Origin of the sequence: Duganella sp. Leaf126 (assembly GCF_001423125.1) — a bacterium.
Taxonomy (GTDB): Bacteria; Pseudomonadota; Gammaproteobacteria; order Burkholderiales; family Burkholderiaceae_D; genus Rugamonas.
In genome coordinates, this window is the sequence record NZ_LMNW01000012.1 from 188,503 (window position 1) to 203,187 (window position 14,685).

At 64.1% G+C, this 14,685-nt stretch carries 9 protein-coding genes; 5 read left to right on the forward strand and 4 right to left on the reverse strand.

The genetic code is table 11. From position 1 onward, the window contains the following. Window positions 1-129 precede the first annotated feature (129 nt). From ASF61_RS08640 to ASF61_RS08660, 5 genes are all read left to right on the forward strand, one after another. Window positions 130-1,887 carry a glycoside hydrolase family 2 protein gene (locus tag ASF61_RS08640; RefSeq protein ID WP_056154018.1) on the forward strand — a complete coding sequence of 586 codons (1,758 nt, stop codon included), beginning with the start codon at window positions 130-132 and terminating at the stop codon, window positions 1,885-1,887. 61 nt (window positions 1,888-1,948) lie between these two features. Then, window positions 1,949-3,148 (forward strand): glycosyltransferase, encoded by a 1,200-nt coding sequence (locus ASF61_RS08645; protein ID WP_056154021.1) that lies wholly within the window; start codon window positions 1,949-1,951, stop codon window positions 3,146-3,148. A 126-nt stretch (window positions 3,149-3,274) separates the two neighbouring features. Then, the gene (gene glf / locus ASF61_RS08650) at window positions 3,275-4,426 is read left to right on the forward strand and encodes a UDP-galactopyranose mutase (RefSeq protein ID WP_056154024.1); all 1,152 of its coding nucleotides are present in this window, start codon (window positions 3,275-3,277) and stop codon (window positions 4,424-4,426) included. 47 nt (window positions 4,427-4,473) lie between these two features. Next, the gene (locus tag ASF61_RS08655) at window positions 4,474-6,672 is read left to right on the forward strand and encodes a family 1 glycosylhydrolase (RefSeq protein ID WP_056154027.1); all 2,199 of its coding nucleotides are present in this window, start codon (window positions 4,474-4,476) and stop codon (window positions 6,670-6,672) included. Window positions 6,673-6,827: 155 nt separating this feature from the next. Continuing rightward, complete coding sequence (locus ASF61_RS08660) at window positions 6,828-9,797, forward strand: glycosyl hydrolase 115 family protein (RefSeq protein WP_082491371.1); 2,970 nt, start codon at window positions 6,828-6,830, stop codon at window positions 9,795-9,797. Here the strand turns inward: ASF61_RS08660 and ASF61_RS08665 are convergent. From ASF61_RS08665 to ASF61_RS08680, 4 genes are all read right to left on the reverse strand, one after another. Beyond that, complete coding sequence (locus ASF61_RS08665; protein WP_200919828.1) at window positions 9,794-11,470, reverse strand: response regulator; 1,677 nt, start codon at window positions 11,468-11,470, stop codon at window positions 9,794-9,796. The genes ASF61_RS08660 and ASF61_RS08665 overlap by 4 nt on opposite strands. A gap of 207 nt (window positions 11,471-11,677) precedes the next feature. Beyond that, on the reverse strand, window positions 11,678-12,397 hold the full coding sequence (locus tag ASF61_RS08670) for an NADPH-dependent F420 reductase (RefSeq protein WP_056154037.1): 720 nt from the start codon (window positions 12,395-12,397) through the stop codon (window positions 11,678-11,680). A 186-nt stretch (window positions 12,398-12,583) separates the two neighbouring features. Further along, entirely contained in the window at window positions 12,584-13,933 is a 1,350-nt protein-coding gene (locus ASF61_RS08675) for an ATP-binding protein (RefSeq protein WP_056154039.1), read from the reverse strand. Beyond that, window positions 13,930-14,598, reverse strand: coding sequence for a response regulator (locus ASF61_RS08680; protein ID WP_056154043.1), 669 nt, complete (start codon window positions 14,596-14,598; stop codon window positions 13,930-13,932). Before ASF61_RS08680 ends, ASF61_RS08675 begins: the two co-directional genes overlap by 4 nt. Window positions 14,599-14,685 lie beyond the last annotated feature (87 nt).

Consider the following 14,685-nt stretch of genomic DNA (forward strand, 5'->3'; position numbering starts at 1 on the left):
CTTTTTTTACTTTGTTAAATAACACACATAGTAACTCGGCAGTTGTTGTTAAAATTTTATTTCCGGTCACATTGATCGAAGCCAGCTCTGCCCTGCATCAATCACGTCAGCCTTTATCAAGGAGCGCACATGAGCCAGTTCGAATATCCCCGGCCCCAGCTGGTGAGGGATGGATGGATGTCTCTCAATGGCCAATGGGATTTCGCGTATGACGACGAACTGCTGTACGGTGGCCCTGATCACGACATCGCGTGGAAGCATCGGATCGAGGTGCCGTTCGCACCGGAATCGGCTGCCAGCGGGCTGGGCGACGAGAATTTCCACCCGTGCGTGTGGTACCGCCTGAATTTCGACCTGGTGCCCGAAGGCGACTGTGTGCTGCTGCATTTCGGCGCTGTCGACTACGCCGCGAAGGTATGGCTGAACGGCCGCCTGGTGGCCCAGCACGAAGGCGGTCACACGCCGTTTACGGCCGATATCACCGATGCCCTGGTTACCGGCGCCCCCCAGGTGTTGATTGTCCGTGCCGAAGACGACCCGGCCGATCTGCACAAGCCGCGCGGCAAGCAGGATTGGCTGCGCGAACCGCATTCGATCTGGTACCCGCGCACCACCGGCATCTGGCAGACCGTGTGGATCGAGCAGGTGGCCGACACCTACATCAAGCAGCTGCGCTGGACGCCGATTTTCGACGGCTTTGAAATCGGCTGCGAGGTGCTGGCAGCGGGCAAGCAAAAGTCCGGGCTCTCGGTGGAGGTCCGGCTCTCGCTCGGCGACAAGGTGCTGGCCGACGATATCTACATGCTGGTCGGGCTGGAAGCGAACCGGAAAATCGCCTTGTCCGATCCCGGTATCGATGATTCCCGCAACGAGCTGCTGTGGAGTCCCGAGCGGCCCATCCTGATCGATGCCGAAGTGATTCTGCGCCACGGCGACCGCGTACTCGATACCGTGCGCTCCTATACGGCCCTGCGGTCGGTATCGATCAACCGCGACCGCTTCATGCTCAACGGCCGCCCCTACCAGTTGCGGCTGGTGCTGGACCAGGGCTACTGGACCGAATCGCTGATGACCGCGCCCAATGACGAGGCGCTGCGGCGCGATGTCGAGCTGGCCAAGGCGATGGGATTCAACGGCGTGCGCAAGCACCAGAAGATCGAAGATCCGCGCTACCTGTACTGGGCCGACAAGCTCGGATTGCTGGTGTGGGAAGAAATGCCTTCCGCCTACGCGTTCAGCCCGCGCGCGGTGACCCGGCTGGTCAAGGAGTGGACCGAGGCCATCGAGCGCGATTACAGCCATCCCTGCGTGATCGTCTGGGTGCCGTTCAACGAATCGTGGGGCGTGCCCAATCTGACGGCCATGCAGGCGCACCGCAATGCGGTCGAAGCCTTGTACCACCTGACGCGGGTGCTCGACGCCACGCGCCCGGTGATCGGCAACGATGGCTGGGAGGCGGCTGCCACCGACATTCTCGGCATCCACGACTACGATGGCGAACCGCAGCGCGTGCGGGCGCGCTACGAAAGCCAGGAGTCGCAAACGCTGTTCGACCGGCGCCGCCCGGGCGGGCGGATACTGACACTGGACGGCTTCCCGCACCGGGGCCAGCCGATCGTACTGACCGAATTTGGCGGCATTGCCTACGACCCCAAGGCGCCGTCGCACCACACCTGGGGCTATTCGCGCAGCAACACCGCCGAGGCATTCGAGGACCTGTACCGCGAGCTGCTCAAGGTGGTCAACGAGACGCCGATGTTCAGCGGCTTTTGCTACACCCAATTTGCCGACACTTTCCAGGAGACCAATGGCCTGCTCAATGCAGACCGTACACCCAAAATTCCGCTTGAACAGATCAGTAGCGCCACCCGCAATGCCGGGCGTTGACGCCCGCAGTCCAGCCGCACCCACAACCCCCGGCTCGCAAGAGCCCACCGAGGAGAGTCTCATGCAAACCATCGTCGTTTTCTGCCACCTGCGTTGGGACTTCGTTTATCAACGGCCGCAGCAACTGCTGACGCGGCTCGCCGAACACTACAAGGTGCTGTTCATCGAGGAACCGCTGTTCGATGCGGCCGAACCCCTCCTGCACACCTATAGCCCGGCGCCCAATCTGACCGTGTACCAGCCCCACACCCCGGTGCATGCGCCCGGGTTCCATGACGAGCAGATGCCGGTCCTGCAACTGCTGCTGGCCGACCTGGTACCGCCAGACGAAGATCCCGTGGTCTGGTTCTATACGCCGATGGCGCTGCCGTTGCTGGGACAGCAGCACCCGTCACTGGTTGTGTACGACTGCATGGACGAACTCTCTGCGTTCAAGAATCCGCCGCCCGAGCTGCTGCAGCGCGAGACGGCGCTGCTGGCAGTGGCCGATCTCGTATTCACCGGCGGACCCAGTCTTTACGAGGCAAAGCGCAACCGTCACGCCAATGCGTACTGCTTCCCCAGCAGCGTCGATGCAGCGCACTTCGCACGTTCGCTCGACCGCAGCGATGTGCATCCGCTGCAGCAGCACATCGGCAGGCCGCGCCTGGGCTTTTACGGCGTCATCGATGAACGATTCGACACCGGCCTGATCGCAGCCATGGCCGATGCCCATCCGGCATGGCAGATCGTGCTGGTCGGGCCGGTGGTCAAGATCGATGCGGCCGAACTTCCCGTGCGTTCCAACATCCATTACCTGGGACAGCATTCGTATCAGGCGCTGCCGCAATTTTTGGCGGGATGGGATGTGTGCCTGCTGCCGTTTGCGCTCAACGAATCGACGCGCTTCATCAGCCCGACAAAGGTCCTCGAATACATGGCTGCCTCCTTGCCCGTCGTCAGCACCGCCATTACCGATGTCGAGCAGCCTTATGGCCACATCGTGGCCATCGGTCATGACCACGCCGAATTCATCGCCCACTGCGAGAAAGCGTTGGGCCAGACGACCGCGCAAACCGCCGCCATGGCGCAGCAGATGCGCACCATCATCGCGGCAACGTCCTGGGACGCCACGGCCGATCACATGCGCGAACTGCTCGAACATGCCACGGCCGAACGGGTGGCCGGGTCGCGGCACGCGCTGCCGCCGGTGCTGGTCGGCAGCGCGAGCGAGCTGGACACCGGTCGCGCAGCCGTGCTGCGGCCCGAACTGGTTGCCTGAACCACTGCCAACGATGGTGACGACGCCGCGTCCGTCACCACGCTGCAACCTGCACCCGCCCATTACCTGGCGCTGTCCATCGCGCGCCAGGCTACAGTTAACCACCCCCACGTTGCGGGAGACTACATGAAACCTATCGCCATTGTCGGTGCAGGATTTTCCGGGGCCGTGATTGCCCACCAGTTGGCGCAAGCCGGTCGTACCGTCCAGGTGTTCGAGTCCCGTTCTCACGTGGGCGGCAACTGCCATTCCGAGCGCGATGCCGAGACCGGCGTCATGCTGCACGTGTACGGCCCGCATATTTTTCATACCGATAATGAGCGGGCCTGGGAGTTCGTCAACCGCTTCAGCGAGTTCAAGCCGTACGTGAACCGTGTGAAGGCGATTACGGGCGACCGGGTCTACACCCTGCCGATCAACCTGTTGACCATCAACCAGTTCTTCGGCAAGACCTTCCGTCCCGCCGAGGCGGCCGATTTTCTCGCGTCCCTCGGCGACAAGACCATCGAGCATCCGCAGACCTTCGAGGAACAGGCACTGCGCTTCGTCGGCCGCGAGCTGTATGAAGCGTTTTTCAAGACCTACACGATCAAGCAGTGGGGGCTGTCGCCCAGCGCGCTGCCGGCGAGCATCCTGAAACGGCTGCCGGTGCGCTTCAATTACGACGACAACTATTTCAGCCACAAGTACCAGGGCATGCCGGTGCACGGCTATACCGCGTTGATCGAGAAGATGTTCGACGTGCCCGGCGTCACCGTCCACCTCGGCACCCCGTTCGACCCGGCAGCGAAAAACGATTTCGAGCATGTGTTCTATGCCGGACCCATCGATGCGTGGTTCGGTCATGCGGAAGGACGCCTGCCCTATCGCACGCTCGACTTCGAGGTGTTCCGCGACCGTGGCGACTACCAGGGTAACGCCGTCGTCAATTACTGCGACGCAGCCCAGCCGTACACGCGGATCACCGAACACAAGCACTTTTCGCCATGGGAGCAGCACGACGGCACCATCCTGTACAAGGAATACAGCCGGCAGTGCGAGGACGGCGACATTCCCTACTATCCGATCCGCCTGGCGCGCGACAAGGAGCAGCTCGAGCGCTATGTCGCCATCGCCAGGCAAGAGCGCAACGTCACCTTCGTGGGGCGGCTGGGCACCTACCGCTACCTGGACATGGATGTCACCATCCACGAGGCGCTGCTCACTGCCGACAAGTTCCTGGCCTGCGCAAACGACCGCGTTGCCATGCCTGCCTTCGTTGTCGATCCACTGGCGTAGCGCCTTGCTGCCGCTGTGCGCTGACCGCTTCCTGCAAGGTACCCTGCATGCAGATTTTCCAGAATAACTCAGTGACGCCACCGCTGGCGCTGTGGGGCGGCGTGGAATGCACGGTGAACCGGGTCGGTGACCGGTACTTCGACCAGGCCGCGCAAAGCGGCCACGGCGCGCGCCCGGGCGAGGTGGAACTGCTGCATTCCACAGGCTTGTCGGCACTGCGCTACCCAATATTGTGGGAACGCATTGCGCCCGATGGACTGGAAAGCGCCGACTGGTCGGTGGCCGACGCGCAGCTGGCGGCGTGCCGCGAACGCGGCATTACCGTGATCGCCGGCCTCGTGCACCACGGCAGCGGGCCGCGCACTACGAGCCTGGTCGATGCCGGTTTTGCACCGGGACTGGCCGCGTACGCGGGGGCCGTTGCCGCACGCTATCCGTGGATAGACCATTACACGCCGGTCAACGAACCGCTGACCACGGCGCGCTTCAGCACCTTGTACGGATTGTGGTACCCGCATGCCAGCAGCGACCATGCCTTTGTCACCGCCGTGCTGAACCAGACCCGCGCCACGGTACTGGCCATGCAGGCCGTGCGCAGCGTCAATCCGGCCGCGAAGCTGGTGCAGACCGACGACCTCGGCAAGACCTGGGGCACGGACGAGATGGCAGCGGTGACAGAGTTCTATAACGACAGGCGCTGGCTGGCGTGGGACCTGCTGTGTGGCAAGGTCGATCAGGACCACCGCCTGTGGGCATATCTGCTGCAACACGGCGCCACCGCAGCCGATGTGCTCTGGTTCCGCGATCACCGGTGCCCGCCCGACATCATCGGCGTGAATTACTACGTCACCAGCGAGCGCTGGCTCGACCACCGGGTCGAACGCTATCCGCACCTGCGCCCCGGCCTGATCGACGGCAAGCCTTGCATCGATACCGAAGCCGCGCGGGTGGCCGAGGCGCCGGAGACGCAGCTGGCGCCATTGCTGATCGAAGCCTGGCACCGCTACGGCCTGCCGATCGCCATCACGGAAGCACACATCCACGCTGGCCGCGAAGACCAGCTGCGCTGGATGACGGAAATCTGGGAGGCCGCTTTGGCGGCCCGGGCTGAAGGAGCCGACGTGCAGGCCGTCACGGCCTGGGCGCTGCTGGGTTCGTTCGACTGGGACAGCCTGGTCACGCGCCAGGTCGGCCATTACGAATCGGGCGCTTTCGACATCCGTGGCGGCAAGCCGCGCCCCACGGCCGTGGCCCGGATGTTGCAACAACTCGCTGCCGGCGACCACCCCGCGCATCCGGCTGCGCCCGGGGCCGGCTGGTGGCGGCGCCCCACGCGCTACCACCCGGGCCGGCGCAGCGCCCTGAGACCGGGCGCAGCAGCGTCCCTGACGGCAGCGGATGCCAGCGGGCGGCCGCCGTTGCTCATTTCCGGCGCGAGCGGCACGCTGGGCCGCGCTTTTGCCCGGATCTGCACCGAGCGCAATCTTGCTTTCAAGCTGGTCAGCCGGGCCGAGATGGACATTACCGACCCCGCCGCGGTCGAGCGCGCACTCGAGCGCTACCAGCCGTGGGCACTGATCAATGCCAGCGGCTATGTCCGCGTCGACGATGCCGAGCACGACGCCGAGCGATGTTTTCGCGAGAACGCCCAGGGTCCGCAGGTGCTGGCACGGGCATGTGCGCGCCACCGCATCCACCTGACCACTTTCTCGAGCGACCTGGTGTTCGATGGCCGGGCAGGGCAGCCGTATGTCGAAACCGATCCCATCTCGCCCATCAACGTCTACGGGCGCAGCAAGGCCGACGGCGAACAGGCGGTGCTTGGCCTGCTGTCCGATGCGCTGGTGATCCGCACCAGCAGTTTTTTCGGTCCCTGGGACCAGTACAACTTCGTACACCACGCGCTGGCGGCGCTGCAATCGGGGCAGGCGTTTGCCGCCCCTGGTGACCTCATCATCACGCCCACCTATGTCCCCGACCTGGTCGATACTTGCCTGAACCTGGTCGTGGACGGCGAGTGCGGCATCTGGCACCTGACCAATGGCGACGCCGTTTCATGGATAGCGCTGGCGCGCATGGCGGCCGTGCAAGCAGGACTGGACCCAGCAGCCCTGCGCGAACAGCATTCGTCCGACTGCAACTACTTCGCCAGGCGCCCTGCAAACAGCGCGCTGCATAGCAACCGCGCCATGCTGTTGCCACCGCTGGATGACGCGTTGATCCGGTTCGTGGCACAGCGTTGCTGAAACGTAGCTGCAACGGTGCTCTCACTGCTCGAAGGTTCGGCTGGTCGACCTTGATAGATTGGTAATGATAAACTTTACTGTCGTCAACCTGACCATGCCCGGCGTCGTTCCGACTTCAAGTCCGATCGTCACCGTGGTGCTGCCCGAGAGGAAAAATGAACATCGTTGCTATGAGATGGTGGATGTTGTGGCTGCTGCTGATCGCCAGCCCCCAGCTGCTTGCGCAAACCGGTCTCGGCTCCACACGCGAGCTGGTCAGCGAACGCGGTGGCGCTGACCGCGTTGCTCTCGTCGATGGGGGCAGGGCGGCGCCGTTGATGCTCGATCAGGCAGACCATTGGGGCGTGCTGCGCGCTGCGGGCGACCTGCAGGCCGACATCGCCAGCGTCAGCGGCACCAAGCCTGCGCTCTACACCGGAGCGGAAAAGCCTGGCTCCCACACGGCGATTCTGATCGGCACGGTCGGCAAGAGCGCTTTAATCGAACAGCTCGTCAAGGCGAACAAGCTGGATGTGGCGCCGATCCGCGGGAAATGGGAATCGTTCGTCATCGCCACCGTGCAGCAACCGTTGCCGGGCGTCGAGCGAGCGCTGGTGATCGCAGGCAGCGACAAGCGCGGCACCATTTACGGCATCTACGAAATATCGGAGCAGCTTGGCGTGTCTCCCTGGCACTGGTGGGCAGACGTGCCGCCCAGGCAACGCCGTACGCTGTTCGCCGTACCCGGTGTGACGGTCCAGGGGCCACCTGCCGTCAAGTATCGCGGCATCTTTATCAATGACGAAGAGCCTGCGCTGGCGGGCTGGTCGCGTGCGAAGTTTGGCGCGCTGAACGCCAAAATGTACACCCACATGTTCGAGCTGCTGCTGCGCCTGCGCGCAAATTATCTGTGGCCGGCGATGTGGTCGAGCGCCTTCAACGAGGACGATCCCGACAACCCGCGGCTGGCGGACGCCTATGGCATCGTGATGGGCACGAGCCACCACGAACCCATGATACGCGCCCATCGGGAGTGGACTGCCCACCGCAAGGACTATGGCAATGGAGAGTGGAACTACCTGACCAACGAAGCAGGCATCAGGCGTTTCTTTGCCGACGGCGTGCGTCGCAACAAGGCGTACGAAAGCGTCATGACCATGGGCATGCGCGGTGATGGCGATGTGGCGATGCCCGACGCCGGCGGTCTGGAAGCAAACAAGAAAATGATTGAAAAAATCATTGCTGACCAACAGCGCATCATTACCGAGCAAAGCGGTGTGGACCAGCGCCAGGTACCGCAGCTGTGGGCACTGTTTACCGAGGTGCAGCAGTATTACGACGCCGGGCTGACAGTGCCCGACAACGTCACGCTGCTCTTTACGGACGATAACGTGGGCAATCTGCGCCGCCTGCCCACGCCAGCCGAGCGGGCGCGTCCCGGCGGCGCCGGTATCTATTTTCACATGGACATGAATGGCGGCCCCTTCTCTTATAAGTGGCTAAACAGCAATCCCCTGCCCAAAATCTGGGAGCAGATGAACCTGGCAAATGCCTACGGGGCCCATCAGATCTGGATCGCCAATGTCGGCGACCTCAAGCCGCTGGAAGTGCCGATCGAGTTTTTCCTGCGCATGGCGTGGGACCCGTCTGCCATCAGCAAGGACCAGATCGGTGCCTGGACCGAACGCTGGGCGGCGCGGGAGTTTGGCGCCGAGCACGCTGTGGAGATTGCAGCGCTGGTGGCTCACTATGCCAAATACAGCGCCTGGCGCAAACCTGAGCTGGTGCGCCCGGACACTTTCAGCCTGACTGACTACCGCGAGGCGGAGCGGGTGTCGGCTGCCTGGGGCGAGCTCAACCGCCGCGCCGTTCTTCTGAAGGAGAAGCTTCCAGCGCGTCAGCAGGATGCCTACTACCAGCTGGTGCTCCATCCTATCCTGGCGCTGTCGAACTTCATGGAACTGCAGATCGCCGCAGGCCGCAATCAGCTGTATGCCGAGCAGGGCCGGTTCGCAGCCAACGCCGAGGCTGCGCGTGTGCGCAGCCTGTTCCGGCGCGATCAGGCGCTCTCCGACTTCTACAACAACGCGCTGGCCAACGGCAAATGGCGCCACATGATGGACCAGACCCACATCGGCTACAAGGATTGGCGCTCGCCCCAGACCAATCTGCTGCCGGCCTTGCGCTCGGTCCAGGCCGGCGAAGCGGGTGCCATCGGTATCGCGGTCGATGGCGCCAGGCCTGCCTGGCCCGGCGATGGCGACCCGCCAGCGCTGCCAGGCTTCGATTCGATCAACCGACAGCGTTCCTACATCGACGTGTTTTCGAAAGATGGCCGCCGGCCGGTCTTCACCACCGAGGTCGACCAGCCATGGATCAAGCTATCGCGTGCGCCGGTGCCGGACGCCAGCGAAGACCAGCGCATCTGGGTCGATATCGACTGGCGCCTGGTTCCCATCGGACCGGCACAGCTGGGCCGCATCGCGATCATCGCCAATGGCCAGCGCCTGAACGTGAACGCGTTCGCGACGCTCGCTACCGAGGACGAGCGACGCGCCAGCGCCGGTGCATTCGGCGGACTGGTCGGTCCGATCGCGTTCGACGCGATGGCCGCAGTGCGTAACATCGCGGGAAAAACGGCGCGCTGGGAAGCGTTGCCGGACTATGGGCGCGGGACGGGGGCGATGACGATTTTCCCCGTTACGGCGCAAAGCGTCACCGACTTTGCGGCAGCGCCGCGGCTCGAATATCCGGTGTACTTCGCCTACGCGGGCACCTGGGAGGTAGAACTGGTGACGGCGCCAACGTTGGATAACTATCCGGGCCGCGACCTGGCGATTGCGTTGGCGGTCGGCGACCAGGCACCGCAGGTGTCGCGGGTATTTACACCGGCAACGCGCGACAGCGAAACTTTCCTCGGCAAAAAGCACTACAAGCATGCGGCGGACAATGCGCGCGTGATGCGCTTCAAGGTCAGGATCGAAGCTCCCGGACAGTACGACCTGAAAGTGATCATGGTCGATCCATCGCTGGTTGTGCAGAAGATCGTGCTGCATGACAGCCCGCTGCCGGACACCTACTTCGGCCCACCGTCGCAGCCGCGCAATCCCGTCCAGGATCAGGGCCCAGCGGCTGCAGCGCGCTAAGGGATCAGTTTTTTGATCATGTCGGCCAGGTCGTCTAGCTTGAACGGCTTGGGCAGGATCTGCAGGTCCAACGCTGACGCCGGTCGTTCCAGCGCGTTTTCCGAGTAGCCGGTGGCGGCCAGGGTCGCCACATCCGGGTACAGGCGGCGCACGTTGTCGATCAATTGCAAGCCGTTCATCCCTCCCGGCATGATGACGTCGGAAAAGACGAGGTCAACCGGTGTCGATTCGAGCACGACCAGCGCTGCCTCGCCGCTTTCCGCTTCGACCGTCTCATAGCCAAGAGAGGTCAGGAATGCGGCCGACATTTCCCGGATGTCGGCATTGTCGTCGACCACCAGGATGCGCTTGGTGGCGGCGTCTGCCTGCCCGTCGCCAGCGGACGCAGTGTCGGTCTGGTCCTGCAAGCGTTCGCGCGCCGCCTCGGCTACCGGGAAAATCATCCGCACCTGCGTTCCTTTGCCCACCTCGCTGTCGAGTTCGAGCCGGCCGTGCGACTGCTCGAGGAAGCCGTGGACCATGGCCAGGCCCAGGCCCGTGCCGGGCCCCTTGGTGGTGAAGAATGGTTCGGTCGCGCGCTCCACGACTTCGCGCGACATGCCTTCGCCCGTGTCTGTCACGCAGATGACAACGTACTGGTCGCCCAGCAGGCGGTGCGCGGCGATTTTCTCCTTGTCGTGCAAGACCGAGGAACCGATCGTGATGGTGCCGCCGTCCGGCATGGCGTCACGCGCATTGATCAATGCATTGAGCAGGGCCACCTCGAATTGATGGGGGTCGATGCAGCAGTCGGGCAAGGTGTGCCGCAGGTCCAGCCTGAGCTCGACGCTTTTGCCCAGCGTGCCTGCCACGATTTCGCTGAACGCAATCACCTTGTCGTTCAGGTTGACCAGGCGCGGTTCAAGGCGCTGCTTGCGTGCAAACGCCAGCAACTGCTGGGTGAGCTTTGTGGCCTTTTGCAGCGCGGCCTGGCTCTTGGACAGCATCTTGCCGGTCAACACCGCGTCGGACAGGCTGCGCAGGGCGATTTCCTGGTTGCCGATGGCCACCTGCAGCAGGTTGTTGAAGTCATGCGCCAGCCCGGCGGTCAGCTGGCCGATCGCTTCCATCTTCTGCGCCTGCGTGTACGACATCTCGCTCGTGCGACGCGACGTGATATCGAGTTGCGATGCAAAAAAGTAGAGCAGTTCGCCTTCCCGGTCGAACACGGGACCGATGAACAGGCCGTTCCAGAAGCTGGTGCCGTCTTTCTTGTAGTTCAAAATATCGACCGCCACCGCCTTGTGCTGGGCCAGCGCCGTGGCCACCTCCTTGACGGTGGCACGGTCGGTGCCGCGTCCCTGCAGAAAGCGGCAATTGCGCCCGAGGATCTCGTCAGCGCTGTAACCGGTCAGGTCGCGGAACGCCCCGTTGGTAAACACGATCGGATTGTCCGGCTGGCGCGGATCGGTGACGACCATGGGCATGCGCGTCATCTCGACGGCTGCGAAGAAAATATTGTCCTGGTCGGCAAAGCCCGGCTGGGAAATGGCACTGGCCTTCCAGTGCTCCACGCCTGGATTGCCCATCGGATTGTAGGCACTGCCTTCGATTTCGCCGCCGGCCTTGACGCCTACGCTGCCGTTCTTGCTGACGATCTCGTCGTCTTCGTCGCGGGAATTTGCGCTAACCATAGAGAGTTCCATTAAAAACCAGAAATTACCACGGAGGCGGAAGTACTGTAGCCATGTAGAGGTCGCTCTGCGCTGGTCCTGCCGGCATGTTGCCGTGATCGCAGAACCAGCGCGGGAAAGGACCGTCAGCGGAAACCGGTGCCGGCGCGCGGCGCCGTTCGGCACTGGCTACCGCTTGAGTTGACTGACAGCGCGGTGCGCCTCAGTTCAGTCCGATCCCTTTTGCGCCATCTCGCGTTGCAGCTTGGCGTGATTGGCCAGGTACTCTGCGTGTTGCGCCTCGGTGCGCTCGGTGCCCATTTTCTGGAACAGCTCGCGCAGCTTGTCGGCCGACAGGTCGGCGCCGTAACCGGGCGTGCCGGGCTGCTGGCGCCACGATTCGTGCAGCGTGCCGTTATCGACCGGGTCGAAGCCCAGCTCGTCCACCAGCGCCATGACTTTCTGCTTGGCCGCGCTGTCGTCGCCGGAGACGGGCAGGGCGATACGGCCGGCTGTCCCCTTGGGCAAGCCCTTGGTCTTGATGTGCTCGGCAAAGATGTTGTTGAACACCTTGATCACCGGGCGGCCCAAGTGTTGCTGCACCCACTCGCTTTCGGTCAAGTCGCCGTGTTCCAGTTCCGGCATGTGGCCGTCACGCAAGATCGGGTAGTAATTGCTGGTGTCGATCACGGGTACGTCGGCTGCCACGTCCGCGAACAGATCCTTGGGCAGCTTGGGAATATTTTTGAGCGGAATGGTGACCACGACGATCTCGCCGTGGCGGGCCGCCTCTTCGGCCGTTACCGGCCTGGCGCCGGTGTCGCGGGCCACGTCCTTGAGGGTGTCGGGACCGCGCGAGTTGGCGATGGACACCGAGTGTCCGAGGCTGACCAGTCGTGTTGCCAGCGCGCTGCCGATATGACCGGCACCAATGATACCAATGTTCATAGAGTCCTCCAGAGTAGGGTTTGAGTGATGTAGCTCGATTGCAAGCATTTATCCGAGTGTTCTTCAAGCGATGTTGAAAAACCATCCCGATGGTACACATCCAGCCCGGTATGCGCCGTACGGTCTGTAACGTTGGCAGTGACTTGGTGCAGCAATACAGGCGGCGCACGGGTGGCGCGCTACGCGTCAGGGAAAGCGGACCGTGACCGACAGACCGCGACCGTCAAGCCCGGCCCCCAGCTCGATCTTCGCGTGATGCTGCTCGGCAATGCGCGCCACGATCGACAAGCCCAGCCCGCTGCCTGGCGTCGCAGCACCCGCCAGGCGGAAAAAGCGCTCGAAGACGCGCGCCTGCATCGCTGCCGGGATGCCCGGCCCGGAATCGGCCACGCAGACGAAGGTGGCGCCATCGCGCTGGCCGCAGCTGATCGCGATGCGCCCCGGCGCTGGCGTATAGCGCACCGCGTTGTCGACCAGGTTGCGCAGCAGCGTATGCATGCTGTCCCCGTGCAGCTGGCACGGCGCCGCGTGGATCGTGCACGCCAACGCCAGGCCGTGCGCGGCGCACTGCTGGCGCCAGTGGTCGGCCTGCTCGCGCAGCAGCGGCGCCAGGTCTGCCGGCTGGCGGGGCGTGACGGCGCCCTCGACTTTTTCCAGTGTCAGCAGCTGGTCCATCAGCCGCGCTGCGCGGTCCACGCTGGCGCCGAGGGCTGCGGTGAATTCATCGCGTTCGTCGGCCGTGCGGGCGCGCTGCAGCACCTGCAAATTGGTCTTGATGGCAGCGAGCGGCGTGCGCAGTTCGTGCGCGGCATCGGCCGTGAAGCGCTGCTCGTGCTCGATGGTCTGGCGCACGCGCGCAAACAGGCGGTTGATGGCCAGCAGCAGCGGGTGGACTTCGCTGGGCGCGGCATCCACGCTGACCTCGGCCAGGTCGTTCGGGGTGCGCGCGGCCACCTCGTCGGCCGAATCTTGCAGCACGCGCACCACGCGCGAGATGCTCCACCACAGCGCCGCTGCCGCCAGCAAGGCCATCAGCGTGCCGAAGATGACGATCTTGTAGAAGAAGCGGCTGCTGATGTCCTCGCGATGGCTGGTCGGCTCGGCCACGACCAGCGCCAGTTCGCGGCGTTCGTCCCACAAGCTGTAGAGGCGCCAGCGCTGGCCGTGCAGCGTGGTCCAGGCCAGGCCGGCCGGCGCATCCGGCGCCAGCGCCGCGTCGGGCGCACCATCGTTCTTGTACAGCACCCGGCCATTGACGTCGCGGACCTGGAACAGCAGGTAGCGGCGCGGATTGGCGTGGCCCTGCATGGGCAGGCTGATAGGCCGCGACAAGCCATGTTCGCGCACCTCGTTTTCGACCAGCGACAGCAGCAGGTGCGCCGTCTCCACCAGCGACTGGTCGAACAGTTCGTCACTTTCCTGCTGCGCCTCCACGTACACGATGGCTGCGCTGCTGGCCCACAGCAGCAGCGTCAGGCCCAGCAGCGATGCCAGCAGCGTGCGTTTCAGCGACCAGCGCTGGCCCGCGCCCGTCATGCTGCCGCCGGTTTGTCGATGCAGTAGCCGATGGCGTGCACGGTGCGGATCAGATCGCGGCCCAGCTTCTTGCGCAGGTGATGGATGTGCACCTGCACCGCGTTGCTCTCCACCTCATCGCCCCAGCTGTACAGGTTTTTCTCCAGCTGCTCGCGGCTCAGCACGCGGCCGGCCTGCTCGACCAGCAGCAGCAACAGGCGGAATTCCTTGATCGTGACGGCAATCGGCTGACCGGCTTTGCAGACGCGCCGGTCGGCGACCTCGATCACCAGGTCGCCATGCACGAGCAGTTCGCGCACGCGGCCGGCCGCGCGCCGGCAGGCGCTGCGGATGCGCGCGGCCAGTTCGTCGAGGTCGAACGGTTTGACGACGAAGTCGTCGGCGCCCGCGTCAAGACCGGCGATGCGGTCCGGCACCTGGTCGCGCGCCGTGACCATCAGCACCGCGCCGGCATAGCCGCTGTCGCGCAGCCGGTGCAGCACGTGCATGCCATCCTGACCGGGCAGGCCGATGTCGAGCAGGATGCAGCCGTAATCGTGCAGCCGCGCGGCCGTCAGCGCCCGTTCGGCCGTGGTCACCCAGTCGACGGCGTAGCCGCCTTGCTCCAGCCCGATCTGGGTCGCGCGGCCCAGTTGGGGATCGTCTTCGGTCAGCAATATGCGCATGGTGTCGGCCTGTTGTCGTGCGTGTTGTCTGGGTGTCGTCTGGGGGTTGTCTGGGTGTTATCGGGCCGGCCAGATGGCGCGGCCGGG